The sequence below is a fragment of the Cupriavidus sp. 22TCCZM01-5 genome, from assembly GCF_057798915.1.
The window spans coordinates 106,366-130,295 of the sequence record NZ_JBYOJR010000018.1 but is presented as its reverse complement, the minus strand read 5'-3'; the positions used below and the strand labels follow the sequence as shown (position 1 = coordinate 130,295).

General features: G+C 67.0%; 22 protein-coding genes. 10 read left to right on the top strand and 12 right to left on the bottom strand.

Annotated elements, in window-relative coordinates; genetic code table 11:
* Positions 1-107 precede the first annotated feature (107 nt).
* Both AC3FNH_RS18155 and AC3FNH_RS18150 read left to right on the top strand, forming a co-directional pair.
* Positions 108-1,700 carry a 3'-5' exonuclease family protein gene (locus AC3FNH_RS18155; protein WP_488721073.1) on the top strand — a complete coding sequence of 531 codons (1,593 nt, stop codon included), beginning with the start codon at positions 108-110 and terminating at the stop codon, positions 1,698-1,700.
* Positions 1,701-1,911: 211 nt separating this feature from the next.
* Entirely contained in the window at positions 1,912-2,274 is a 363-nt protein-coding gene (locus AC3FNH_RS18150; protein WP_346348606.1) for a hypothetical protein, read from the top strand.
* Positions 2,275-2,310: 36 nt separating this feature from the next.
* Here the strand turns inward: AC3FNH_RS18150 and AC3FNH_RS18145 are convergent, their stop codons facing one another.
* From AC3FNH_RS18145 to AC3FNH_RS18135, 3 genes are all read right to left on the bottom strand, one after another.
* A complete protein-coding gene (locus tag AC3FNH_RS18145) occupies positions 2,311-3,318 on the bottom strand; it encodes a Bug family tripartite tricarboxylate transporter substrate binding protein (protein ID WP_488721072.1) in 1,008 nt (335 codons plus the stop codon).
* A 147-nt stretch (positions 3,319-3,465) separates the two neighbouring features.
* A complete protein-coding gene (locus tag AC3FNH_RS18140) occupies positions 3,466-4,455 on the bottom strand; it encodes a flavin-nucleotide-binding protein (RefSeq protein ID WP_488721071.1) in 990 nt (329 codons plus the stop codon).
* A gap of 55 nt (positions 4,456-4,510) precedes the next feature.
* Complete coding sequence (locus AC3FNH_RS18135; protein ID WP_488721070.1) at positions 4,511-5,161, bottom strand: glutathione S-transferase family protein; 651 nt, start codon at positions 5,159-5,161, stop codon at positions 4,511-4,513.
* 112 nt (positions 5,162-5,273) lie between these two features.
* On the opposite strand from AC3FNH_RS18135, the gene AC3FNH_RS18130 reads away from it, so the two are divergent.
* The 4 genes from AC3FNH_RS18130 (at position 5,274) to AC3FNH_RS18115 (ending at position 8,684) form a co-directional block, all read left to right on the top strand.
* On the top strand, positions 5,274-6,164 hold the full coding sequence (locus AC3FNH_RS18130; RefSeq protein WP_488721069.1) for a LysR family transcriptional regulator: 891 nt from the start codon (positions 5,274-5,276) through the stop codon (positions 6,162-6,164).
* Positions 6,165-6,221: 57 nt separating this feature from the next.
* The gene (locus AC3FNH_RS18125) at positions 6,222-6,956 is read left to right on the top strand and encodes a VIT1/CCC1 transporter family protein (RefSeq protein ID WP_488721068.1); all 735 of its coding nucleotides are present in this window, start codon (positions 6,222-6,224) and stop codon (positions 6,954-6,956) included.
* 156 nt (positions 6,957-7,112) lie between these two features.
* Positions 7,113-7,799 (top strand): TetR/AcrR family transcriptional regulator, encoded by a 687-nt coding sequence (locus AC3FNH_RS18120; RefSeq protein ID WP_276100931.1) that lies wholly within the window; start codon positions 7,113-7,115, stop codon positions 7,797-7,799.
* Positions 7,800-8,009: 210 nt separating this feature from the next.
* Positions 8,010-8,684, top strand: a complete 675-nt coding sequence (locus AC3FNH_RS18115; protein WP_488721067.1) for a histidine phosphatase family protein — start codon at positions 8,010-8,012, stop codon at positions 8,682-8,684.
* Between the two features lie 169 nt (positions 8,685-8,853).
* On the opposite strand, the gene AC3FNH_RS18110 is transcribed toward AC3FNH_RS18115, so the two are convergent.
* The 3 genes from AC3FNH_RS18110 to AC3FNH_RS18100 form a co-directional block, all read right to left on the bottom strand.
* Positions 8,854-10,032: an acetyl-CoA C-acetyltransferase gene (locus AC3FNH_RS18110; RefSeq protein WP_488721066.1), complete on the bottom strand. Its 1,179-nt coding sequence runs from the start codon at positions 10,030-10,032 to the stop codon at positions 8,854-8,856.
* A 116-nt stretch (positions 10,033-10,148) separates the two neighbouring features.
* Positions 10,149-10,604, bottom strand: a complete 456-nt coding sequence (locus tag AC3FNH_RS18105) for a PaaI family thioesterase (protein ID WP_488721065.1) — start codon at positions 10,602-10,604, stop codon at positions 10,149-10,151.
* Between the two features lie 4 nt (positions 10,605-10,608).
* A complete protein-coding gene (locus AC3FNH_RS18100) occupies positions 10,609-11,580 on the bottom strand; it encodes an NAD(P)H-dependent flavin oxidoreductase (protein ID WP_488721064.1) in 972 nt (323 codons plus the stop codon).
* A gap of 165 nt (positions 11,581-11,745) precedes the next feature.
* On the opposite strand from AC3FNH_RS18100, the gene AC3FNH_RS18095 reads away from it, so the two are divergent.
* Both AC3FNH_RS18095 and AC3FNH_RS18090 read left to right on the top strand, forming a co-directional pair.
* Positions 11,746-12,621, top strand: a complete 876-nt coding sequence (locus tag AC3FNH_RS18095; RefSeq protein WP_488721063.1) for a crotonase/enoyl-CoA hydratase family protein — start codon at positions 11,746-11,748, stop codon at positions 12,619-12,621.
* 12 nt (positions 12,622-12,633) lie between these two features.
* Positions 12,634-13,305: a nitroreductase gene (locus tag AC3FNH_RS18090; protein ID WP_276100925.1), complete on the top strand. Its 672-nt coding sequence runs from the start codon at positions 12,634-12,636 to the stop codon at positions 13,303-13,305.
* Positions 13,306-13,338: 33 nt separating this feature from the next.
* Here AC3FNH_RS18090 and AC3FNH_RS18085 read toward each other — a convergent pair whose 3' ends face one another.
* Both AC3FNH_RS18085 and AC3FNH_RS18080 read right to left on the bottom strand, forming a co-directional pair.
* Positions 13,339-16,122, bottom strand: a complete 2,784-nt coding sequence (locus AC3FNH_RS18085; RefSeq protein WP_276100924.1) for a winged helix-turn-helix domain-containing protein — start codon at positions 16,120-16,122, stop codon at positions 13,339-13,341.
* Positions 16,123-16,287: 165 nt separating this feature from the next.
* Positions 16,288-17,832 (bottom strand): AMP-binding protein, encoded by a 1,545-nt coding sequence (locus AC3FNH_RS18080; protein ID WP_276100923.1) that lies wholly within the window; start codon positions 17,830-17,832, stop codon positions 16,288-16,290.
* A gap of 274 nt (positions 17,833-18,106) precedes the next feature.
* Here AC3FNH_RS18080 and AC3FNH_RS18075 point away from each other — a divergent pair, with 274 nt between their 5' ends.
* Both AC3FNH_RS18075 and AC3FNH_RS18070 read left to right on the top strand, forming a co-directional pair.
* Positions 18,107-19,252 carry an acyl-CoA dehydrogenase family protein gene (locus AC3FNH_RS18075; RefSeq protein ID WP_488721062.1) on the top strand — a complete coding sequence of 382 codons (1,146 nt, stop codon included), beginning with the start codon at positions 18,107-18,109 and terminating at the stop codon, positions 19,250-19,252.
* A 53-nt stretch (positions 19,253-19,305) separates the two neighbouring features.
* Positions 19,306-20,541, top strand: coding sequence for an acyl-CoA dehydrogenase family protein (locus tag AC3FNH_RS18070; RefSeq protein ID WP_488721061.1), 1,236 nt, complete (start codon positions 19,306-19,308; stop codon positions 20,539-20,541).
* Positions 20,542-20,656: 115 nt separating this feature from the next.
* Here the strand turns inward: AC3FNH_RS18070 and AC3FNH_RS18065 are convergent, their stop codons facing one another.
* From AC3FNH_RS18065 to AC3FNH_RS18050, 4 genes are all read right to left on the bottom strand, one after another.
* Positions 20,657-21,688: a Bug family tripartite tricarboxylate transporter substrate binding protein gene (locus AC3FNH_RS18065; RefSeq protein WP_488721060.1), complete on the bottom strand. Its 1,032-nt coding sequence runs from the start codon at positions 21,686-21,688 to the stop codon at positions 20,657-20,659.
* Between the two features lie 11 nt (positions 21,689-21,699).
* Positions 21,700-22,524 carry an IclR family transcriptional regulator gene (locus tag AC3FNH_RS18060; protein ID WP_276100921.1) on the bottom strand — a complete coding sequence of 275 codons (825 nt, stop codon included), beginning with the start codon at positions 22,522-22,524 and terminating at the stop codon, positions 21,700-21,702.
* Positions 22,525-22,711: 187 nt separating this feature from the next.
* On the bottom strand, positions 22,712-23,464 hold the full coding sequence (locus AC3FNH_RS18055) for an SRPBCC family protein (RefSeq protein WP_488721059.1): 753 nt from the start codon (positions 23,462-23,464) through the stop codon (positions 22,712-22,714).
* Positions 23,454-23,930 carry a (2Fe-2S)-binding protein gene (locus AC3FNH_RS18050; protein ID WP_488721058.1) on the bottom strand — a complete coding sequence of 159 codons (477 nt, stop codon included), beginning with the start codon at positions 23,928-23,930 and terminating at the stop codon, positions 23,454-23,456. The genes AC3FNH_RS18055 and AC3FNH_RS18050 overlap by 11 nt, the downstream gene beginning before the upstream one ends.

Below are 23,930 nucleotides of genomic sequence, written 5' to 3'. Positions count from 1 at the left end.
GCGCCGCGTTGTGTTGCGAGGGGGCGAATACTACGGGACCAGGGCAGCCTTGGCAAGCGTTTTTTAATCACACTCTGATGCCGGCCCAGCCCCCTTAGAATCTGCTTATGCAGGACACTCCTCCCTCTCTCGCAGGCCAGCCGCCAGCAAAAGCGACCTACGCCGACGCGCAATCCCTCGCGGCGGCGCTATTGCGTCCAATCGTGTTCGTGGACCTGGAAACCACCGGCGCCGATGCCCAGCATGACCGGATCACCGAGATCGGTGTCGTGGAGGTCGGCCCGGATGGAATCCAGGAGTGGGACACGCTGCTAGACCCCGGCGCAAGCATTCCACCGTTCATCCAGCGCCTGACCGGCATCACGGATGAGATGGTCCGAGGTCAGCCCACGTTCGCGTCGATCGCCGAGACATTGGCCGAGCGGCTGCAAGGCCGGCTTTTCGTCGCCCACAACGCGCGCTTCGACTACGGATTCCTGAAGAACGAATTCCGCCGCGCGGGGCTCACCTTCCGTGCGGATGTCCTGTGCACGGTCAGGCTGTCGCGCTCCCTGTTCCCGTCGGCGGCAAAGCACGGGCTTGACGCGCTTGTTGCCCGCTTCGGGCTCGAGCCCCGCGCACGCCACCGGGCGCTGGCCGATGCCGAACTGCTCTGGCAGTTCTGGCAGAAGATCCATGCGCTTTATTCCGTGGAGCTCATCGCTGCCGCCACGCAAGCGCTGGTCCGCCGCGCCAGCCTGCCCGCCGGCCTTGAAGAAACGGCGCTGGACGACGTGCCAGATACCGCGGGAGTCTATCTGTTCTACGGCGACAACGATGCGCCACTCTATATAGGCAAGAGCGTGCATCTGCGGCAACGGATCGGCGCGCATTTCTCCGGCGACCACCGCGTCGGCAAGGACATGCGCCTGGCCCGGCTAGTCCGGCGCGTGGAATGGCGCGAGACCGGCGGGGAAATCGGCGCCCTGCTGCTCGAAGCAAGCCTGGTCAAGTCCATGCAGCCCATCCACAATCAGATGCTGCGCCGGAACAACCGGCTGTACACGTGGGAGCTGGCTTCGGAACTGCCCGTGCCGCGCCTGCGTTCGGACGACGACACCGACTTCAGCCGCCGCGGCCATCTGTATGGCACGTTCCCGAGCCGAGGCGCAGCGCAAGCCTGGCTTCGCCGGCTGGCCGATGATCATCAACTCTGCCACGCAACGCTTTTGCTGGAGAAGACGACACGCGCAGGTAGTCCCTGTTTCGCGCGACAGCTTCACCGATGTGAGGGTGCCTGCGTCGGTGAAGAGGATTCACGCAGCCACCGCGCGAGAATCGCCAAGGCCATGGCGGGATCGGAACTCAAACCCTGGCCCTTCAGTGGCCCGGTCGCCTGGTCCGAAGCTTCGGGAACGCAAAACTGGTGGCATGTCGTGGAGGACTGGTGCTATTTGGGCTCGGCACCAACCCAAGATGATGCCGCGGCCCTGCTTGCAGCGCCTGCGCGATTCGAACTGGATACCTACCAGATCCTGGTTTCACGGCTGCCGCAGTGGATGCCGCACGTCGTGCACCTTGCCTCTACGCGCAGCTTCGAGCTTGCCCTTTGCGAGCCCCCCGTTTCCAACGACGGTGCCATTTCGACAGCACCACGCAGGCAGGTATCAGGCAAGGCTCGGGCCCGGCATCAACCATCGCCAGGTCTGTTCGACGTCTGACGCGTCAAAGTTCCGGGCCTCCGTGCGCCAGCACGCATAGCCCGCTTGCACCGCTCGGAGCGGCTCCGCTAGCCTTCATTGAGGGGCCTGGCTCCCTGATGTGCAGCCGCGGAGTCGCCCCATGCCGGCCTCATGTTTCCTTCTCCTCGCCCGGCGCGCCCGCCGGGCCGCGATCGTTTGTACTGCCCCCGCAGCGGCAGCAGCATTCGCAATGACACTGACCAGTGCTTGCGCCAGCATGGAAAACCGTACGATGCAGGACTTGCTCGACTCCTGGAAGGGGGTACCCATCGACGAGGCCAAGGCTCAGTGGGGGCCACCGCAGACCGTGCAGGCGGTACCCGGCGGCACGGCCTACGTTTGGCAAGATATTGTGCCGCCACCCGCCAGGCCACCGGGCACTGAAGCCCACGACGCCGGCGCGGATGCATCGCGCCCGCCTGGCCGCTGCGAACGCCGGCTGGTAGCGGGGCCGGACGACGCGGTCATGTGGGGAGAATGGCGCGGCGACGCTTGCTGCGTCACCACGCTCGTCGGGAATTGCGGCGCACTCAAACACCGCACCCTCCAATAAGGGCCGGCGCACGCGCAGCTTCCGGCGCTGCCGGACTCAGTCGATCTTGGCGCCCGACACTTTTACAGCCTGCCCCCAGCGCTTCTGCTCTGCCACGATGGTGGCCGTAAAAGCCTCCGGCGACTGCCAGGCAGGCTCGGCGCCCTGCTGCTCCAGCCTGGACTTGGTATCCGGGTCGGCCAGTACCGTATGCAAAGCGTTCGAGAGGCGCGCCACGATTTCCTTCGGCGTGCCCGCCGGCGCGAGCATGCCGTAGAAGCCCACCACTTCGAATCCCTTCAGGCCGCCCTCTTCCAGGGTCGGCACGTCGGGCAAGGCCGGCGAGCGCTGCTTCGATGTCACGCCTAGTGCGCGCACTTTGCCAGCCTTGATGTATTGCGTGAACAGCGGGATCGAATCGGCCATCATCTGCGCCTGGCCGCCCATCACGTCGGTCAATGCCGGTGCGCTGCCCTTGTAGGGGATGTGCACGATGAACGTGCCCGATGCCTGCTTGAACAGTTCGGGCATCAGGTGGGAGATGCCGCCGTTGCCGCCCGACGCAAAATTCAGCTTCCCGGGGTTGGCCTTGGCGTAAGCGATGAACTCCTTGAGGTTGCGCGCCGGCACGTTGTTGTTCACCACCATCACAAGCGGAATGAGCGCGGTACGCGCGACCGGTGCGAAATCCTTCGGCATGCTGTAAGGCAGGTTCGGATACAGCGAATTGTTGATGGCCATCTGTCCGGTATTGGCCAGTAGCAAGGTGTAGCCGTCCGGGGCCGACTTGGCGACGTTGTCGGAGCCGATATTGCCCGCGGCACCAGCCTTGTAGTCCAGCACGATCGACTGGCCAAGCAGCGGCTGCAGCTTTTCCGCCAGCAGCCGCGCGTGGGTATCGACCGGCCCGCCCGGCGGGAAGGCCACCACCAGCCTGATCGGCTTCTCAGGCCACGCCGCTTGCGCGGTACCCGCCGCGATGGCGAGCGGTGCCGCGGCCAAGGCAAGCAGGGCACGCCGGAAAGGGTTCGGACGGGACCGCGGCTCGTTCTTCGACGTCTTCATGTCTTATTTCTCCTTGTATGGGCCACCGCGGATACCAGCGGTAGCGGCAGACGTCCGGCGACGGCCAGCCGCTATTGTGACGTTTTTATGACATTTTTGTAGCCCTCACATTGGCTTTCCATGCAAACAAGGTCTGGTGCTAATCGTTCAAGCCCCGCGCCAGCCTTCCGCCCAGGAGCCGGTGTCTGCCAGCCACGGGGAGTACTCATGAAGTTGCCCACGCCATGGCAGCGCATGTTCGCGGCACACAACGGAAGCCACATGCACGCGCACCAGCCGCTCCGCGCCCGCAAAAGCACGGACCTCGGCGCCATCCCAGATCACTTCGGCTTCGCCACTGAGATGCAGCAGGGAACCGTTGCAGAAGTCCGGCACGACGATCCCGGCACGCGGATTGACCAGCAGGTTGCCAATGGTATTGAAGAGATTGTTGCCGCTGAAATCTGGAAAGGTCAGCGTGCGCGCGTCGTCCACGCGAATGAAGCCTGGCTTGCCGCCGCGGTGAGACACATCGACGCCTTCGCCATCGCCGCTAACCTCGCCTTGCTTCGCCTTGTAGTGGCTGGCGACGAACAGGGTGTCCGCACTGCGCAGCAGGGCCATGGCGGCCGTATCCAGTTCACTTCCCTGCCATGCAACGGCCGACGGCTCCGAAGACCGGGCGTGGTCCAGTTGGCGCAACTGGATATAGCGCGGGCAGTTACCGAAGCTCTGTTCGACCGCCACGGTGATGCCGCCGTCATCACGCATGGCGATCGTGCCGTTCATGCGATTGCGGCGCCGCGTTGGCAGCTCGATGCCGAGCAGACCAATGCGCCTTCCCTCCTTCAGCCATGGCTGGAGCGGGTCGCCGGCCGTTGGCAAGGCATCCACGCGCAGATGGCCCGGGTCAGGCGAATAGGCAAAGCCCGGCTCCCCCGTCAGCAGTGTCGCCCACGGCAGCCCACTGTCGTCGACCGCACCGGCAACCAGGAACGGCAGCTGACCAAAGAACGTCCGGTGCTGCTCGGGCATCTCGGCACGGATCATTCGCCAGCCAGCGGCATCCATCCGCTCGCGTACGCCTGCACGCTCCTGAGCGGCAAGCTCGCCGGCATGAAAGGGGGAATCGCGATCGGGTCGTTCGGGCAGTTCCATGATGAACTCCTGGATGGTCAAAGCGCGCGCGGCCAGCTGGCTCGCGAGCGTTCGCTCAAGCGGCGAGCCCTGCGTGCGACACCGGCATCGGGACGAATCCGGGCAGTGTCTCGATGCGCCGAAGCCAGGCATTGAGCGCCGGGTATGGCGACAGGTCGACGCCGCCCTCTTCCGCCCGCGCGATGTAGCTGTATGCGGCCACATCGGCCAACGTGGCGTGGCTGGCCGCCAGGAACGGCTGGCCGACCAGGATCGGCTCCATCAGCGCAAACAGGCGGTTGGCACGGGCGCGCGCATCCTCAACCGGCAGCGCGGCACCGAACAGCACGGAAAGGCGCGCCGCGGCGGGACCGAACGCGATCTCTCCCGCCGCGACCGACAGCCAGCGCTGCACCGCCGCGGCCCCGGCCGGATCGCGCGGCAGCCAGTTGCCGTCGTCATAGCGCATGGCAAGGTACACCAGGATGGCATTCGAGTCGCTGACGATCGTGCCGGCGTCATCGAGCACCGGCACCTGCCCGAACGGATTGAGACGCAGGAACGCCTCGCGCTTGTGCTCGCCGCCACGCAGGTCGACGTCGACCAGCCGGTATGGCAGGCCCAGCAAGGAAAGCATCAGTTCCGCGCGGTGCGCGTGGCCGGACAGCGGAAAGCGATACAGGATCAGCGGTGTCGAGGGAGCGGACGGCGCGGTCGGATTGGGCATGGCAGACTCCGTTGGCTGGGGATGGAATGAGGTCATTGTGGGATTGGCCAGGCTCGCAATAAAGATGACCGATCGTATTTGACTACTCCGGAAATCGGAGTAATGTGCCGACATGGACAAGCTGAGAGCCATGCAGACTTTCGTGCGCATCGTCGACGACGGCAGCCTGACCGCCGCCGCCGCGTCGCTCGATTCCTCGCTGCCAGCCGTGGTACGTTCGTTGGCCGCACTGGAGTCGGCGCTGCAGGTCCGCCTGCTCAACCGCACCACCCGGCGCCTGTCGCTCACTGACGAGGGCCGGCGTTATCTCGACAGCTGCAGACGCATCCTTGCCACCATCGACGAAGTGGAAGCCGGTCTGACCGAACGCCACGTCGAGCCAACCGGCCAGCTCCACCTGACCGCACCGATGCTGTTTGGCCAGATGTACGTAGCCCCCGCCGTGACACGCTTCGCACAGCGCTACCCGAAGGTGCAATGCCGCATGTCATTCACCGACCGTGTCGTCAACCTGCTCGAAGAGGACCTGGATGTCGGCGTGCGCATCGGTCCGCTGGCCGATTCCACGCTGGTCGCGCAGACTGTCGGCCACATCCGCCGAGTCGTTGTGGCCGCGCCAGCGCTACTGCGCCGCCATGGCGTGCCAGGGCACCCGGATGAACTGGCCCATGCTGCGTGCATCCGCGTGACAGGCTCCAGCGCACACTGGTGGACCTTCCAGCAGCAAGGCAAGGAATTCCAGGTACCGGTCGCGGGCAACCTGGAATTCAACCAGACCGCTCCCGCGGTGGCCGCGTGCGCGGCCGGCGCGGGCTTCGGGCATTTCCTGTCCTACCAGGTCGACGAACTGGTCCGGCACCGGCAGTTGCGCATTGTGCTCGAGCCTTTCGAACTGCCCGCCTGGCCACTATCGCTGATCTATCCGCACGCGCGCCTGCTGCCGGCCCGCACTCGCGCCTTCCTTGCATGGATGCGCGAGGACCTCGAGCCGCGCTTTCGCTGAAGCCCGGCCGCTGCTAAGTTCGTTACATAGAGAACCAACCTGTGCCCCCCACGCGACATGCCCTTGTCCGATGCCCCACCTCATGCCGGTCTCGCCTCCCGTGTGCGCAGGCTGATCCACCGCCCCACCGGCAACGCGCTGCGCGCCGCGGTGCTCGGCGTCAACGATGGCCTGGTCTCCAGCTTTTGCCTGGTCATGGGCATGGAAGGCGCGGCGGCCACGCGTGAAGCCGTGGTTCTGGCAGGCCTCGCCGGCCTGATCGCTGGCGCGTGCTCGATGGCGCTGGGCGAGTGGCTGTCGGTCACCAACAGCCGCGAGATGAACACCAAGCGACTTAGCGACATGGCCCACGAAATTGCGCACGCGCCGGACACAGCCATGCACAGGCTGGTATCGGTGCTTGCCGCCAAAGGCGTCACGCGCGCAGACGCCGAGCGTGAAGCGGCGGAAATCATGCGCAACCCGAAGGCAGCGGTCGACACCTTCGCGCGCGATGTCCTTGGCATCAACCCCAAGGAGCGCGGCGGCAATCCGGTGCAGGCGGCAGTGATCTCGTTCGTCTTGTATGGCAGCGGCGCGCTGGTGCCCCTGCTGCCCTTCCTGGTCACTAGCGGCCCTTCGGCAAAGCTGTCGAGCATCCTGGCCTGCCTTGGAGCCCTGGGTCTGGTCGGGTGGGGCACGTCAACCTTCAATGGCCGCAATGGCTGGTTCTCCGCCGCCAGGCAGATCCTGATTGGCGCCATGGCCGCGGCATTCACCTATGGACTCGGTGCCCTGTTTGGTTCGCTGTAGATCGCGGCACATGAGGAGTGGGCGTCCCGCGCCCCGTAAGACCGTCGCGATATCAAGTGACGTACCTGACGGAAATGTGAAAACGTGCTTGACGTCCCCACCACCCTGCCCGTATGGTTCAAAACCGAATCGTAATTCGAATTATCTAAATAAAAAATGCGAGACACTACAACAGGAGGCACCTTCCCGTCTTCCGCCTTTCCGCGCGTGGAGACCCCCTCGATCCTGCAGCCACCGCGCCAGCGCCGCGCACGCGAAACCGAACAGGCACTGCTCGGCGCGGGACGCGAACTGCTGGCGCAACGGGACTTTGCCGCAGTATCCGTGGCCCAGATCGCTGCGGCGTGCCAGGTGTCGGTGGGGGCCTTCTATGGCCGCTTCCGCGACAAGATGGCCTACTTCGAGGCCTTGCGCGCCCTGGTGATCCAGGAAACGGCCGAGTCAGTCGAACGCTACCTGGCCCAGCAGCGATGGGAGGACGTCGCAACGCACACGGTGCTTGAGAAGACCATGCGCTTCCTCGTGCTCGGCGTCATTGCCAACCGTGGCGTCATCCGCGCTTCACTACGGCATGCTTCGACTCGCCCTGAGGAATGGCTGCCACATCGCCAGAACGGCGACGCGGTGGTCGAGTGCATGGTGCTGCTGCTGGTGCCGCGCCTGCCCTTGCCCGCCACCGAGGCCGAGCAGCGAGTGCGCTTTGCCATGCAGGCGGTATTCAGCATGCTTGTCAACGCGGTGCTCAACGATTCCGGGCCGTTCCATCTGGACGACGAACGGCTGCCAGTCGAGATGACCCGCATGCTGACCGCCTACCTGGGCGTGGAAGTGGCGCCGGCCTGACTCCCGTTACGGGTGCCTGCCTGTTGCCGGCCGAAGGTAATGCAGGCCGGCGATAGCCGCTATGAATTTGCATGCGCCTTGCTTTGACGGCGCATGCAAGCCCCCTAGAATCCGCTTACACACTGGATGTGTCCTTCGGTGCATCCGGCCGTTCCTGCCACCGCTCCGCTGATTCGTGGAGCACCGGCAAATCGAACCTAGAAATCATTCATGGCAACCCTCTTCCTCGTACGGCACGGACAGGCCTCGTTCGGCGCGGCCAATTACGATTGCCTTTCCGAAACCGGCCGGCAGCAGGCGCGCTGGCTCGGCGAGTATTTCCGTGATCGGGGCATCGGCCTGAAGCGCGTCGTGGCCGGCACGCTGGTGCGCCAGCGGGACACGGCCGCCGAGATTCTCTCAGCCATGGGCACCTGCGGATCCTCGATTGAATCGCATCCGGGCCTGAACGAATACGACGGCGAAGCGCTGTACCGGTCCTATACCGGCGGCGCAGACCATCGAGCCCACCAGAACGGCGACTACCAGGACTACTGGCGTACGTTCAGGGCGGCCTACCAGGCATGGACCCAGGACACCCTGGCCGATATGCCGGAATCATGGGCCGAGTTCGGTGCACGCATCGACGCGGCGCTGATGCAGGCATGCGAAGGTGCCTCGCGTGAAGATGCCATCCTGGTGGTCAGCTCGGGCGGCGCCATCGGCCGCGCAGCCGCCGACCTGCTGGGCGCTCCTGCGCAAACCGCCATCGAGCTGAACCTTCAGTTCCGCAATACAGGGTTCTGCGAAATCATCGTCGGCCGCGGCACGCGGCGCTTGCTGAGTTTCAACAGCGTGCCGCACCTGGAGCTGCCGGACCGCCGCAGCGCGCAGACGTTCGCCTGAGTCCGCGGCGCCTGGCGCCGCCAATGGGTCCTGCCGGATGGATTCCCGGGGATCCGGGCTCGGAATGGAGCGTGGCCCCGGCAACTGGCGCGGGCACTTTGACATGCCCGCGCCGCCGGTACTGCCCCCTTTACACCTTGCCCACCGCCGTACCGGGCGAATGCAGCGCTTACAGGCGCTCGATAATGGTGACGTTGGCCAGCCCGCCGCCTTCGCACATGGTCTGCAGGCCGTAGCGCTTGCCATGCGTATGGAGCGAATGGATCAGCGTGGTCATCAGCTTGGCGCCCGAGCCGCCCAGCGGATGGCCCAGCGCGATGGCGCCGCCATGGACATTCAGTCGTTCCGGATCCGCACCCGTCGCCTTGAGCCATGCGAGCGGCACAGGCGCAAAGGCCTCGTTCACTTCGTACAGGTCGATGTCGTTGATGCTCATGCCTGCCTTCTTGAGCGCGTGCTGCGTAGCCGGCAGCGGCGCCTCCAGCATGATCACCGGATCATGGCCGATCACGGTCATGTGGTGCACGCGCGCCAGCGGCTTGACGCCCAGCTTCTTCAGGCCGGCTTCGTTGACCACCATCAGGCCTGCCGCGCCGTCGCAGATCTGGCTGGCCGTGGCTGCGGTCACGCGCCCGCCTTCGGCGATCAGCTTGACGCTGCCGATCGATTCCAGCGTCGCATCCGCGCGAATGCCTTCGTCGGCGGTATGCATCTCGCCGTTACGGGTGCCATCGGCCAGGCGGACTTCTACCGGCACGATCTCGCCGTTGAAGCGGCCCGCGCGGGTCGCAGCGGCGGCGCGCTGGTGGCTCAGCAATGCGTAACGGTCCAGGTCCTCGCGCGAAAAGCCGTAGTTGCGCGCGATCATTTCCGCGCCCGTGAACTGGCTGAACTGCACGCCCGGGTAACGCTGCTCGATGTTCGGGCTCTTCGGCACGCCAAAGCCATTCTTGGCCGGCAGCTGCGACGACAGTCCCATCGGCACGCGCGTCATGCTTTCCATGCCAGCGGCGATGACGATGTCCATCGCACCCGACATCACCGCCTGCGCCGCAAAGTGCAGCGCCTGTTGCGACGAACCGCACTGGCGGTCGACCGAGGTGCCCGGGACGCTTTCGGGCAGGCGGGACGCCAGGATGGCGTTGCGCGCCACGTTGCCGGCCTGTTCGCCGACCTGGCTCACGCAACCCATGATGACGTCTTCGACCAGCGCGGGATCGGCACCGGTGCGGTCGAGCAGCGCGTTGAGTACTTCAGCAGCCAGGTCGGCCGGATGCCAGCCGGCCAGCCTGCCGCCTTTGCGTCCACCCGCGGTACGTACCGCACCAACGATATATGCCTCTGCCATGTGATCTCCTTGAACGATGCCGGCGACAATGGCCAGCCGTATAGCCTAGATGCACGCATTCTGGGGATGCCGTGCGGCGCGCGCGTCGTCGGAAGCGACGAAACGAGCGCCGCCGATCAGGTCCGCGGCGCGAGCACGGCGAAAATGGCGGTCGCGCGCAGCAGGCAGCGCTCGCCGCTCATCACGCGGCATGTGCCATAGCGCAGGCGCGACCCGAGCTTGTCGAATTCCACGCGTGCCTCGAGCCAGTCGCCGACGCGCGCGGCATCGAGGTAGTCCAGGCTCAGGTTGACCGTGACGGCGTTGTTCTTCCGCTTGGTCTCGATCTGCATCATCATCCCGATCGCCGTATCGGCCAGCGTGGCCAGCATGCCGCCGTGCGGAATGCCGAGATTGTTCAGATGGTGCTCGCCGACGCGCACGGCCAGGGTCCGGCGCTGCAAATTGACGTACAGCTGGCCGAAGTGGCCCATGTAGCCGTCCAGCTTGCGCAAGGCCACGAAGCCCTCGGGCACGCCCCCGGCCGAGGCCTCGTCGCCGGCCGCCATGGCGGCAATATCCGCTTCCGCCATGGCCTCAGCCGAAATAGCGCGAAGCGACGCCGAGTTGCTCGCGGCACTCCGCCACCATGCGCGCGACCAGTTCCTCGCAGCTCGGCACATCGTCGATCAGGCCCACGCACTGGCCCGCGCTCACGATGCCGCCATCGGGCTCGCCCGATACCAGCGCCGCCTTGCCACGCTGACCGGCGACCAGGTGCCGCACTTCCTCGAACTCGGCCCCGCCCGGGCGGCGTTCGATGCTGACCACCTCATTCGACACGGCGTTCTTCAGCACGCGCGCGGTGTTGTGCATGGTGCGGAAGATCAGGTTGGTGTCGCGCTCGCTGGCGGCAACCAGCGCTTGCTTGATGTTGTCGTGGATGGGCGCCTCGCGCGTGGCGCAGAAGCGCGTGCCCATGTTCACGCCCTCGGCGCCCAGCACCAGGGCCGCTGCCATGCCGCGGCCGTCGGCGATGCCACCCGACGCGATGACGGGAATCTTCAGCCGGCGCGCCGCCAGCGGAATCAGCACCATGCCCGGCACATCGTCTTCGCCGGGATGGCCCGCGCACTCGAAACCGTCGATCGACACCGCGTCGACACCCAGGCGCTCGGCCGACAGCGCGTGTCGGATCGCCACGCACTTGTGGATCACCTTCAGGCCGGCGGCCTTGGCGCGCGCGATGTGTTCCTTGGGATTGTTGCCTGCCGTTTCCAGCACCTTGACGCCGCTTTCGATGATGGCATCGAGATAGCGCGCATACGGCGGCGGGTTGATCGACGGCAGCAGCGTGAGATTGACACCGAAGGGACGATCGGTCATTTCACGGCAGCGGCGGATTTCCTCGGCCAGCGCCTCGGGCGTCGGCTGCGTCAGCGCGGTCAGGATGCCCAGCCCGCCGGCATTGGAAACAGCAGCCGCCATCTCGGCATAACCCACCCATTGCATGCCGCCCTGGATGATCGGGTAGCGGATTCCCAGCATTTCGGTGATACGTGTCTTCATGGTTGTCCTTGGTTTCAGCCGCGCGGCCTGCCGTCCCGGGCAGCCTGCGCCACGCAGGGCAGTCTAAGGTGCCCGCGCGCGCCTTAGCTTCGTCGGAAGCGACGATTGCAGGAGACGCATTCTGCACTAGTGTGGGCCAGACCCACCCACGCCGCCTGGACCGTCATGAACCAACCCACCCCGACCTTCGAGACCCTGCGCTATGCCGTGGAAGACGGCATAGCGACCATCACCCTGCACCGGCCCGAGCAGCTCAACGCCTTCACCGGCCAGATGATGCAGGACCTGATCGCCGCCTTCGACGCCACCGATGCCGACGACAACGTGCGCGCCGTCATCGTCACGGGTTCCGGCCGCGCCTTCTGCGCGGGCGCGGACCTGTCGGGCGGCAGCTCCACCTTCGACTACGAGAAGCGCTATGGCGCAAGGCCCGACACGACCCACCGCGACGGCGGCGGCCGCGTGTCGCTGCGCATCTTCCGCAGCCTCAAGCCGGTCATCGGCGCGGTGAACGGCGCGGCGGTCGGCGTCGGCGTGACCATGCAGCTGCCCATGGACATCCGGCTGGCGTCCACCGATGCCAAGTTCGGCTTTGTGTTCGCACGGCGCGGCATTACGCCGGAAGCCGCGTCTTCGTGGTTCCTGTCGCGCGTGGTCGGTATCTCGACCGCGCTCGAATGGTGCTACACCGGCCGCGTGTTCTCGGCCCAGGAAGCGTTCGAGCGCGGCCTGGTCCGTTCGCTCCATGCGCCCGAGGACCTGTTGCCGGCCGCGCGCGCCATTGCGCGGGAAATCGCCGACAACGCGGCGCCGGTGTCCGTCGCGATCTCGCGCCAGCTGATCTGGCGCATGGCCGGGGCCAGCCACCCGATGGAGGCGCACAAGCTCGACAGCCGGGCGATCCAGTCGCGCGGCCGTTCGGCCGATGTCAAGGAAGGCGTCAGCGCCTTCCTCGAAAAGCGCCCCGCCGCCTTCCCGGATCGCGTGTCGCAGGACCTGCCGGACTTCTTCGACTGGAGCGGCGAGCCGCCGTTCGCCTGAGCAGGAGTGGACATGAAAGTCAGCCAGGCGGTGGACAGCCGCAAATCCGTGCGTGGTTTTCTGCCGAAGCCCGTCGCTCCCGATACCATCCGCCGCGTGCTGGCCGCCGCGGCACGCGCGCCCTCGGGCGGCAACCTGCAGCCGTGGCACATTCACGTGGTCGGCGGCGATGAGATGGATCGGCTGAAAGGCATCATGCGCCAGCGCGTGGCGCAAGCGCCCGGTGGCGAAGACCGCGAGTACGACATCTATCCGCGCGAGCTCGCCTCCCCCTATCGCGACCGGCGCTTCGAGGTCGGCGAGGCGCTGTATCGCTGCCTCGATATCCCGCGCGAAGACAAGCAGCGCCGCCTGGCGCAGTTCGCCAACAACTTCGCGTTCTTCGGCGCGCCGCTGGCGCTGTTCTGCAGCGTCGACCGGCGCATGGGGCCGCCGCAATGGTCGGACCTTGGCATGTACCTGCAGACGGTGATGCTGCTGCTGCGCGAGGAAGGCCTGGACAGTTGCGCGCAGGAATGCTGGGCGATCTATCCGCAGACGCTCGGCAGCTTCCTGTCGCTGCCGCCGGAGCGGATGCTGTTCACGGGCATGGCAATCGGCTACGAAGATCCCGAGGCGCCCGCCAACCAGTTGCGCGCGCCGCGCGCAGCGCTGGAGGCGTTCTCCGAGTTCATGGGCATCTGAACGGGAGGAAGGCGCGCCCGACGGGCGCGCCTTTCACAGCAGTCCGAGCTGCCTCGCGATGGCCACGGCCTGCGTGCGGTTGCTGGCGTGAAGCTTGGCGCTGATATTGCGCAAGTGCGTGCGCACCGTGGTTTCCGACACGAACAGCCGCTGGGCCATGGCGACGTTGGAGAACCCTTCGGCCAGCAGTTGCAGCACCTTCTGCTCCTTCGGGGTCAGCGGCTCCACCAGCGGCGCGGGCGCGGCCTGGTTAGCCGGCGCCGCGTCCGGTCCCATGCCGCACGCTGCAAGCAGCTTTTCCACATACGCCGACGGCAGGTTGCCGCCTTGCCTTGCACAGGCCTGCGCCACGAGGCGGCGCACCTCGTCCCCCTCATCGGCAAAGATGCGGACAAACCCTTCCGCCGCGCCGAAGCGCAACGCTTCACCCATGACCACGAGCGCCTGTGCGCCATCCCCCGTGCGCTGGTATGCCTGGGCCAGCAGGATGCGCAGCTTCAGCGCGCGCCGCATGAGCTGGTTGGACACCGCGGCCGCCAGTTCGCGCTCGAGTGCCTCGCGCACCTGCGCGGTGGGTTCGACATGCAAAGCCAGGCGCAGGCGGCCTACCGTGATGTCTTCGACATCGTTCGCGAACGAGCTGACGCCCGGCCGCGTACGCCATAGCGCAGGCTCGGACGCGCGCAGCAGGGCTTCTTCGGCAGCGTGCCGGTTGCCCTGGCGCAAGGCCAGGCGCGCGCGCTCGAGCATCGCGGACATGACCAGGCGCGTCAGGCCGCGATGGTGCCCAAGATGCTCCAGCGCGGCCAGCCATTCATGGGCCTGGTCGGCTTCGCCACGCTCGAAGGCAATGCGCGCCAGCACCAGATGGCCGGTAATGATCTGGTCCGGCAAGCCCAGGTCGCGTGACAGCGGCAGGTACACATTCAGCAAGCGGCCGGCACGGTCGGAATCGCCGCTCTCATAGAGCCCTTCGGCCAGCAGGATGCAGGCCATGGCATTGCCATTGGTCGGTCCGAACCGGTTCGGCAACATGGTGCGCGCGGCAATGCGGAAGCGCCCCAGCGCCTGCTGCAGCCGTCCCTGGCGCAGGTCGATCAGCCCTTCCACCGACTCCGAGAAGATCTTGTTGAAGTTGCTGTCCGAACCGCGCACGGCCTGCCGCGCCACGGCCAGCAGGCGGCGCGCCTCGCCGTAGTCGCCACTGACGGCCGCGAGCCGCGCCATCGACGTGGCCAGGATGGCATCGGGAAAGGCATAGCCCATCGGCAGCGGCGGCAATTCGTTGCGGGCAAAGGCGCGGGCATCGTCGAAGCGGTCCATCATATTGAGCAGCATGTGCCGCAGCGCGCGCACATGTGCCAGCAGCTCGCCTGCCGCACCTTCGGTGGAGGCAGCCTGCAGCAGTGCAATGGCTTCGGCCGGCCCGCGCGTGAACGACACCGCCCACGCGCGCGCGATTTGCAGCTTGGGCCAGCGCGCCAGTTCGTCTGGCGGTACCACTTCGAGCCAGCGCGTCAGCAACCGCATGCGCCCCTGCGCCAGCAGCTCGCCCGCCGCGCTGTCCAGCAATTGCAGCGCATGGGCCACCGCCCCGGCGGCAAAGGCATGCTCGATGGCCGGCACCGGGCGCCCCTGGCCTTCATACCAGCGCGAGGCCGCCATGTGCAGCGCGGGCACCGCCTGCGGCAGGGTCTGCGCGAGCTGTCCGCGCAGGAAGCTGGAAAAGAGGCTGTGATAGCGATACCACTGCTGCGGCTGCTCTCCGGTGCCGCGCTCGCCGTAGCGCTCGCTCTCCAGCGGCAGCAGGAACAGGTTGGCACGCTCGAGCCAGGCCAGGATGTCGGCGCTGTTGCCGGCTGCCGCTTCGCCTTCGGCAGGCGCGCCGGCCTGCGCGGCTGACTGGTACAGCGCGTCGCACAGCGGTCCGCACAACTGGTCGAGGATCGACGTGCGCAACAGGAAGTCGCGCACGGGCTCTGGCAAGTGGTGAAAGACGTCCTCGACCAGGTAATCGGCAATGGCCGCGTTCGAGCCAGAGAAACCCGCGATAAAGGTTTCTGGCTGCGCACGACGCTCCATGGAGACCGAGGCCAGCCACAGCGCGGTGGGCCACCCCTCGGTACGCCGGTGCAGGACGCTGATGGCGGCCTGTTCCAGCTTCAGGCCGCGTGCCTGGCGCAGGAACGATTCTGTTTCGCTGGCACTGAAGCGCAGTTGGGCGGGCTCGATCTCGAGCAGTTCGCCACGCGCGCGCAGCCGGCCAAGGCCGGTCTCCGGTACCCAGCGCGTGCCGACCACGACGCGCGCGCCCGGCGGCAGGCTTTCCACGAGCTGCCAGACCAGCCCCACCACGGCCGGGTTCTGGAGCGCTTCGAAATCGTCGAGGAACAGCGTAAAGGCGCCATGATGCCGCGCCACGCGGTCCATCAGCGCGAGCGCCTGCTCGCCGGCATCCGCTCCGGCATGATCGGCGGGACGCTTCGGGCCGCCCTCCAGTACCTGCGACAGCGCCACCTCCAGCGATCCGAGGAAGCGCGTGGCGTCGTTATCGGCGCGGTCCAGGGTCAGCCAGACCGTCGGCACGCCAGCCGCTTCCAGCCGCGCCCGGCATTGCAGCATGGCCGTGGTCTTGCCGAAGCCGGCCGGCGCGCGCACCAGGACGAGCCGCACGAAGCCGGCCGCGCAGACGGTATCGCAGATGGCTGAGCGCTCCACCTGGTAAGGGGTCAGCAGGGGCGGCCGCAGTTTCGCCGCCAGGGCGCCAGTGCCCGCGCCCGGCGCCGGGCGCCGGGCAGTCTCCTCATTGCTCGCCATTGGCTAGTTTGTGCTCCGCATCCGGGTTCAGCCCTGCCCTTTGTACTGCAGGCCAGCCGGTGTGACAGCGCGGCCGTGCCCGTGAATGAACAGGGAATTATGGCGTAAACCGGCCCGGGCGTCGGCAAGCAAGGCCGCGACTGCCAATCGCGGCGCCGTTGGATATCAAACCAGCTTGCTGCCGTGGCCGGCCCAGTAGCGGTCGCGCAGCACCCGCTTGAGCAGCTTGCCGGTCGGCAGGCGCGGCAGTTCGGCCGCGAAGTCCACGGTGCGCGGGCATTTGATGCCGGACAGGTTCTCGCGGCAGAACGCGATCAGCTCGGCGGCCAGCTCGGGCCCCGCTTCCGCCATGCTGGCCGGCTGCACCACGGCCTTGACCTCCTCGCCGAAATCTTCGTTCGGCACGCCGATCACGGCCACATCCATGACCTTCGGATGAGTCATCAGCAGGTTCTCGGCCTCCTGCGGGTAGATGTTCACGCCGCCCGAGATGATCATGTTGGCCTTGCGGTCAGTGAGGTAGAGGTAGCCGTCCTCGTCCACGTAGCCGATGTCGCCGATGGTGCTCCAGTCCGCATGTTCGGGATGGCGCGATTCCTCGGTCTTGGCCGGGTCGTTGTGGTACACGAACTGGCGCCCCTCGGCAAAATAAATCGTGCCCGGCTGCCCGGGCGGCATCAACGCACCGTCCGCATCGCAGATGCGCAGCTTGCCGATCATGGCGCGCCCGACCGTGCCCTTGCGCTGCAGCCACTCGGACGAGCTGACCACCGTCACGCCATTGCCCTCGGTGCCGGCGTAGTACTCCCACACGACCGGCCCCCACCATTCGATCATCTGCTCCTTGACCTGCACCGGACATGGTGCCGCGGCGTGGATGGCCACGCGCAGCGACGACACGTCATGGCGGGCGCGCGTCTCCGCGGGCAGCTTCAGCATGCGCGAGAACATGGTCGGCACCACTTGCGTATGCGTGATGCCATGCTCCTGCACGAGCCGCAGGAACTGCTCCGCATCGAAATGCTCCATCACCACCGAGGTACCGCCCAGCGCCTGCACCGACATGTTGTAGCGCAGCGGCGCGGCATGGTACAGCGGCGCTGGCGACAGATAGCGCATGTCAGGACCGAAGCCATACAGCCTCTGCGTGAGCGCGGTCAGCGAAGTCGGTGTGTCGATGTCCGGGCTGCCCGGCGGCGCGTAGACGCCCTTCGGGCGTCCGGTGGTGCCCGATGAATACAGCATGTCGCCGCCCGTGGTTTCGTCCTCGATGCGTTGGGCCGGATACCGTGCAAGCGTGGTTTCGTACGACATGTAGCCGGGCAAGGCGCCGTCCAGCATCAGGTAGCCCTTCAGGCCCGGCACCTGTTCCATCAGCGCCTCGGCGACCTCTCCCTGCGCCCGGGAGGAAACCAGCATCTGCGCGCCGCTGTCGCGGATGATGTAGGCGGCATCGGCCGCGTTCAGGCGTGTGCTCAGGCAGATAAAGGTAATGCCGCTGCGCTGCGCGCCCCAGCACAGCTCGAACAGCCGCGGATGGTTCTCGATCAGGAACGCCACGCGATCGCCGCGCTGCAGGCCGTGGCCGCGATAGAGACGGGCCGCCTGGTTGGAGCGCTCGTCCAGTTCGCGGTACGTCACCACGGTGCCGTCGCCCATGATGACCGCCGGCTTCTCTGGGGTGCGCTGCGCGTGGACATACGGGTGCATGGCGTGGTCTCCTGGAATTCGAATAGGGTCCGCCGCATCGGCGGCGGTTGGGGTGGATGCATTCTCATGAGCCCGGCCAGACTCGGGCATCGTCGGAAACGACGAACGGGACGAGGCCCGGCATGCGGCACTGCGGCAAGAGCCGGGCCCCGGGGCTTCGTCCGATGCGACGATGCGCGCGCGACTGGCTTGCGCCGAAGATGGCCGGCGCAGCACGTCATTGCGTCATTGCCCCTTCCCATTCCGAGCCCATCCCTTGCCGAAAGGAGCCGAGGTGGATTTCCAGTTCAGCGAAGAACAATCGATGCTGCGCGACACGCTCGCGCGCTACCTGGCCGATCACTATGAGTTCGAAGCGCGCCGCGCCGCCATACGCACGGATGCCGGATGGCGCCCCGATTGCTGGCGCGCCTTCGCTCGTGAACTCGGCATCCTTGGCGCGGGGTTTCCCGAAGCGCTGGGCGGGCTCGGCGGTGGTGTGGCCGAACATTTGATCGTGATGGAACAATTCGGCCGGCACCTGGTGCTGGAACCGTACCTGTCAACCGTCGTGCTCGGCGGCGGCGCCCTGCTGCAAGGCAGCAAGGCGCTGGCAGAACAATGGGTGCCGGCCATCATCGGCGGGGAGGCCATCGTCGCCTGGGCCCACGCCGAGCCGGCCAGCCGCTACTGCCGGCACGACGTGCAGGCCAGCGCCGCATGGGACGGTGCCGGCTATGTACTCAACGGTCACAAGTCGGTGGTTGCGAGCGCTCCATCCGCCACGCATTTCATCGTCAGCGCGCGTACTGGCGGCGCACGGCGCGACACCCGCGGCATCAGTCTGTTCTGGGTGCCGCGCGACACGCCAGGCCTCACGCTGCGCGAGTACCCGACCATCGACGGCAACCGCGCCGCTGAAATGTTGTTCGAGCGGGTCCGGGTGCCGGCCAGCCACCTGATCGGCACCGAAGGCCACGCGCTGCCCCTGATCGATCAACTGAGCGATGCCGCGCTGGTGGCCCTGAGCGCGGAGGCAAACGGTGCGATGGCCCGCATGCTGGCGGACACGATCGACTATGCGCGCCAGCGCAAGCAGTTCGGCGTCGCCATCGGCAGCTTCCAGGTCCTGCAGCACCGCATGGCCGATATGGCGATGCAGCTCGAACAGTCCGTGGCGCTGACCCAGGTCGCGGCGATGCAGGCCACGGCATCGCCGGACGAGCGCGCCCTGGCGGCCTGCGCGGCCAAGGCCCAGGCCGGCCAGGCCGGCCGCTTCATCGGGCAGGCCGCGGTGCAGATCCATGGCGGCATGGGCGTGACCGACGAACTCGCGGTGGGGCACTACTTCAAGCGCGTGACGGCCATCGACCTGCAGTTCGGTTCGGCCGATCACCACCTGGACCGCTACTCCGACCTGCTCTACCCCGCGGCAGCCTGAGGCTGCGCCACCAAAATCCCAAGCATCCTTCAGTCCTTCAGCGAGGCCCGCCGATGCATCTCGAGTTCTCCGAGCAAGACCTGCAGTTCCGCGACGAAGTGCGCGCCTGGATTGGCGAGGCGTTCGACCCTGAACTGCGCGCCATGATGGCGCAAACCAAGAACGGCTACCTGGACAAGGCCGGCCAGGTGCGCTGGCAAAAGGCGCTGCACGCGCGCGGCTGGGCCGCGCCCAACTGGCCCGAGGCCTATGGCGGCCCCGGATGGTCGCCCACGCAGCGACATATTTTCCAGTCGGAACTGGCCGCGGCCGGCTGCCCGCCGGTGTCGCCGATGGGCCTGAAGATGGTGGCGCCCGTCATCATGAAGTACGGCACCGAAGCGCAGAAGGTGCGCTTTCTCCCGCCCATCCTGAAATCCGATGTGTGGTGGTGCCAGGGCTACTCCGAGCCCAATTCAGGCTCCGACCTGGCATCGCTGCAATTGCGCGCCGATCTGGCCACCGACCGTGAAGGCGCCCACTACGTGCTCAACGGCTCCAAGATCTGGACCACACACGCGCAATGGGCCGACTGGATGTTCTGCCTGGTGCGTACCAGCCGCGACGCACGGCGCCAGGAAGGCATCTCGTTCGTGCTGGTGGACATGCGCACGCCTGGCATCACGGTGGCCGCGCTACCCACGCTCGATGGCCCGATGCCCGGGCAGCAGGAAGTCAACCAGGTGTTCTTCGACAATGTGCGCGTGCCGGTCGAGAACCGCATTGGCGAAGAAGGCATGGGCTGGACCTACGCCAAGTACCTGCTCGAGTTCGAGCGCGGCGGCACCTATGGCCCGACCTTGCGCAAACAGCTGGCCAAAGTCGCGGCGATCGCCGCGGACCAGCCCGGCGACGATGGCCGGCCGCTACTCGCGGACGCGTGCTTCCGCCGCAAGCTGGCCCAGCTTCACCTGCGCGCGGCCGGGCTGCAGGCGGTGGAACTGAAGCTGTTCAGCGGCGTGGAATCGGGCAAATCGATCGGCGCCGCGTCGAGCATGCTCAAGCTGCTGGGGACGGAGGCCATGCAGGCCATCAGCGAACTGGCCGTGGATGCGGCGGGTCCGGCGGCGCTGCCCTTCGTGCAGGACACCTGGGCGGAGATCCAGGGCCGGGAGGCGCCGCCGCGCGTCGGGCCCGACTATGCCGCCGTGCTGGCGCCGCGCTATTTCAATTACCGCAAGGCTTCGATCTACGGCGGCTCCAACGAGATTCAGCGCAATATCATCGCCAAGCTGATGCTCGGACTCTAGCGCTACCGATACCGGCCGAACTGCCACATGCCGGATGCGGCGGCGGCTGGTGGAAGACAGAAGCCCGCCGAAGCGGGTTTCTGTTTGTACCAGCCGCCTCCGTCAGATCCCGCCGCTATTCGGCCTTGATGTCGTACTCGCGGATCAGCTTCGCCCATGCGGCGGTTTCCTCGCGGATGCGCGCAGCGAGCGCGTCGGGCGTACTGGCCACCGGCTCCATGCCCTGGCGCTGCAGCTCGGTCCGGACCGAGGCCGTGCCCAGCAAGGCACGCACCTCGGCAGCCAGTCCGTCCACGGCCGCCGCCGGCGTGGCGCGCGGCACCAGCAGCGCATACCAGGAACTGACGTCGATGCCGGCCACGCCCTGCTCGGCCAGCGACGGCACGCCGGGCGCGGCAGGCGAACGCTTCGACTGCGTCACCGCCAGCGCGCGCAGCTTGCCCGACTGGATGAATGGCGCCAGCGTCGGCCATGTGCCCAGCAGCACCGGTACCTGGCCGCCCACCACGTCATTGAGCGCCTGCGTCGTGCCTTTATAGGGCACGTGCATCAGCGTCACGCCTGCCTTGTGCCGGAACAGCTCGCCGGCCAGGTGCAGCCCGCTGCCGACCCCTGGACTGGCATAGCCAAGCGGCGTCCCGGCCTGCGCCGACTGCCGCGCGAGCCCGATCAGTTCCTGCACGGAATTCGCCCTGACCGACGGATGCACGGCCAGCACGTTGGGCGAACTGGCCAGCAGCGACACCGGCCGGAAATCACGCTCCACCTGGTAGGACAGCGCCGGGAACAGCGTCGGGTTGATGGTCAGGTTGCCGGCCGGCACCACGAGCAGCGTGCAGCCATCGCCCGCGGCGCGGCGCACGGCGTCGATGCCGATATTGCCGTTGGCGCCGGGCTTGTTGTCGACGATATACGGAACGTTCGCATGCCGTTGCTGCAGCCCGTGCGAGAGCGTGCGTGCGAGCTGGTCGGCCGGCCCGCCGGCCGGGAACGGCACCACGATGCGCACGTTGGCACAGGCGGCCCAGGCATTCTGCGTGGCGAGGCCGGCTGTCACCAGCAGACCCGCCGCCATGGCAGCAAGCCAGCGGCGTCGGGTAGGGAATCCGGCCTGCTTGCCGTCGTAACTGATATGACTTTGCTGCATCGGTTGAAGGTTCAGCCCAGGCCGAACGGCCGGGGCGGTTCGGGCGGACGGTAGTCGAGCAGACGCGACAGTTCCGCGCCGGCGCCCCTGACCATTTCCACCATATTGTCCAGTTGATCCGGGTCGATACGCGAAGCCGGGATGGTTGCCCCCAGTGCCGCCACGACCTTGCCGGTACGGTCGCGCACGGGCGCCGCGATCGTCGAGATGCTGGCCTCGAAGAAGCCTTCATGCAGCACGTAGCCGCGTTCACGGTCGCGCTGCACCATCTCGTAGAGTTCCTCGACCGTGCGCGGCGTGCTTTCCGAAAACACCTCCAGCCGCGCTTCGGGATACAGCGCCCGCAACTCGTCCAGCGACAGGTCTTCGAGCAGCACGCGCCCGAGCACCGTGGCGTGCGCCGGCAGCCGCGTGCCGACGTTGACCGTGCTGGCAAACGGGCGCGGCGACACGGACTTGGCCACGTAGACGATCGAGCGCCCGTCGCGCACCACGAGGTTGCACGGGTAATGGATCTCGTCGCGCAGCCGGTCCAGCAGCGGGCGGCCCAGCTCGGTCAGTTCCAGCGAGGCCAGGTAGTCAAAGCCCAGCCGCAGCACCGCCATGCCGAGCCGGAACTCGCGGCCGCCATCGGTGCGCTCGACGAAGCCCATCATCTCCAGCGTGGCCAGCAGGCGGAAAACGGTCGAGCGCGGCACCTTCAGGCGCCGCGCCAGCTCGGCGGCCGACAGGGTGCGCTCGCGGCTGCTGAACTCGCCCAGCAAGCGCAGGCCGCGCTCCAGCCCCGGCACGATGTACTTGTCCTGGGCGTCTTCGGGCGGCGATTCGGTGGTCATGGTTTGTCTCTGCTATGCGTGTTATGGCGTTCCGGACATGCTTCGGGTGCCTTGCGGGGCCGTTTTCCACCCCTGCGTACACCGGCAACGTTCCCATATATCACGCCTGAGCCCCATAGGGTACCCGTCGCGCCGACAAACCTCGCGCGGCGGCGGGTTGTTCCCCCGCCACGCCATGTCCCCCGCCCTACTTCAGATAGTCGCGCAACCAGGCCGCGCACTGCTCGCCATGCTGGGCCGGCCAGCGCACGACGATGGTCTCGTCACGCCGGCGCAATTCCACGCAGATGTCCGAGAGCGGCCCGCGCTGCGCCGGCGCACGCCCGAACAGCCTGGACAGCAGGCCACCGTTGTCACTGTGGCCGTTCCAGGCCGGAGCGCTGGCTGCATGGCCGTTGTGCGCGGCGAGCGGTGCCGGCGCTGCCATCGCCGGCATGGCAACCGGTGGCGCCGCGGTCGATGCAGCAGCCGGCACCGCTGCGGCCTGGCCGGCCTGCGGCGACAGCCGCGCCAGCAGGTTGGCGCCGAACTCGTCCCACATCCGGTCGGCCTTGGTCTTCATCACGCTCAGGCCAAAGGTGCCGAGCCGACCCAGCACGTCGACCTGGACCCGGATGCGCAACTGGGTCGAGCCGTCCTCCTGCTCCGTCAGGAAGATCTCGCTCGCCTGGCGCAGCGAACTGGCGACCGACGCATCCTCGCCGGTGCCCTCGGTGCGCAAGTAATGCGGCGCGCGCGTCTCGACGATCTTCGTATGCAGGCGGAAGCGTGCATTGATGAACGCGATCTTCACCGCCATGTGCGCGATGTATTCCACATCGCTGATGACCTCGATCGATTCCATGCCGGGCACGCAGGCGCCCATCACGTTCGGGTCGAGCAACAGTTCCCACACGCGCGCCGGCGGCGCCGCGGTGACCAGGATCTTTTCAATTTCCACGCATTTTCTCCGCGGCGGACAGGATGGATTCGACGATGCCGACGTAGCCCGTGCAGCGGCACAGGTTCCCGTTCAGCCCGTGACGGACCTCCTCTTCCGTTGGGTTGGGGTTGTTGGCCAGCAGCGCGCACGACGTCATCAGAAAGCCCGGCGTGCAGTAGCCGCACTGCAGGCCGCCGCATTCCATGAAGCTTTGCTGCAGTGGGTGCAGTTCGCCATCGGCCGCGAGGCCTTCGACGGTCATCACGTGGCGCCCGCGCACCTGCGCGGCCAGCATCAGGCAGGACTTGACGGCCTCGCCGTCGACCAGCACCGTGCAGGCGCCGCAAATGCCCGTTTCGCAGCCGCGCTTGGTGCCGGTCAGGTTCAGGTCGTCGCGCAGCAGGTCGGACAGCATGCGCCGCGCCGGAACTTCGACGCTATGTTCTTCTCCGTTGACGGTGACATCGATGGTGATTTTGCTCAT

Bases quoted from the DNA above. Each gene is read 5' to 3' on its own strand.
- AC3FNH_RS18095 (WP_488721063.1), top strand. From the start codon at position 11,746: ATGAACCAACCCACCCCGACCTTCGAGACCCTGCGCTATGCCGTGGAA.
- AC3FNH_RS18100 (WP_488721064.1), bottom strand. From the start codon at position 11,580: ATGAAGACACGTATCACCGAAATGCTGGGAATCCGCTACCCGATCATC.
- AC3FNH_RS18140 (WP_488721071.1), bottom strand. From the start codon at position 4,455: ATGGAACTGCCCGAACGACCCGATCGCGATTCCCCCTTTCATGCCGGC.
- AC3FNH_RS18060 (WP_276100921.1), bottom strand. From the start codon at position 22,524: ATGACCACCGAATCGCCGCCCGAAGACGCCCAGGACAAGTACATCGTG.
- AC3FNH_RS18115 (WP_488721067.1), top strand. From the start codon at position 8,010: ATGGCAACCCTCTTCCTCGTACGGCACGGACAGGCCTCGTTCGGCGCG.
- AC3FNH_RS18145 (WP_488721072.1), bottom strand. From the start codon at position 3,318: ATGAAGACGTCGAAGAACGAGCCGCGGTCCCGTCCGAACCCTTTCCGG.
- AC3FNH_RS18135 (WP_488721070.1), bottom strand. From the start codon at position 5,161: ATGCCCAATCCGACCGCGCCGTCCGCTCCCTCGACACCGCTGATCCTG.
- AC3FNH_RS18070 (WP_488721061.1), top strand. From the start codon at position 19,306: ATGCATCTCGAGTTCTCCGAGCAAGACCTGCAGTTCCGCGACGAAGTG.
- AC3FNH_RS18110 (WP_488721066.1), bottom strand. From the start codon at position 10,032: ATGGCAGAGGCATATATCGTTGGTGCGGTACGTACCGCGGGTGGACGC.
- AC3FNH_RS18155 (WP_488721073.1), top strand. From the start codon at position 108: ATGCAGGACACTCCTCCCTCTCTCGCAGGCCAGCCGCCAGCAAAAGCG.
- AC3FNH_RS18130 (WP_488721069.1), top strand. From the start codon at position 5,274: ATGGACAAGCTGAGAGCCATGCAGACTTTCGTGCGCATCGTCGACGAC.
- AC3FNH_RS18125 (WP_488721068.1), top strand. From the start codon at position 6,222: ATGCCCTTGTCCGATGCCCCACCTCATGCCGGTCTCGCCTCCCGTGTG.
- AC3FNH_RS18050 (WP_488721058.1), bottom strand. From the start codon at position 23,930: ATGAGCAAAATCACCATCGATGTCACCGTCAACGGAGAAGAACATAGC.
- AC3FNH_RS18085 (WP_276100924.1), bottom strand. From the start codon at position 16,122: ATGGCGAGCAATGAGGAGACTGCCCGGCGCCCGGCGCCGGGCGCGGGC.
- AC3FNH_RS18080 (WP_276100923.1), bottom strand. From the start codon at position 17,832: ATGCACCCGTATGTCCACGCGCAGCGCACCCCAGAGAAGCCGGCGGTC.
- AC3FNH_RS18090 (WP_276100925.1), top strand. From the start codon at position 12,634: ATGAAAGTCAGCCAGGCGGTGGACAGCCGCAAATCCGTGCGTGGTTTT.
- AC3FNH_RS18120 (WP_276100931.1), top strand. From the start codon at position 7,113: ATGCGAGACACTACAACAGGAGGCACCTTCCCGTCTTCCGCCTTTCCG.
- AC3FNH_RS18150 (WP_346348606.1), top strand. From the start codon at position 1,912: ATGACACTGACCAGTGCTTGCGCCAGCATGGAAAACCGTACGATGCAG.
- AC3FNH_RS18105 (WP_488721065.1), bottom strand. From the start codon at position 10,604: ATGGCGGAAGCGGATATTGCCGCCATGGCGGCCGGCGACGAGGCCTCG.
- AC3FNH_RS18065 (WP_488721060.1), bottom strand. From the start codon at position 21,688: ATGCAGCAAAGTCATATCAGTTACGACGGCAAGCAGGCCGGATTCCCT.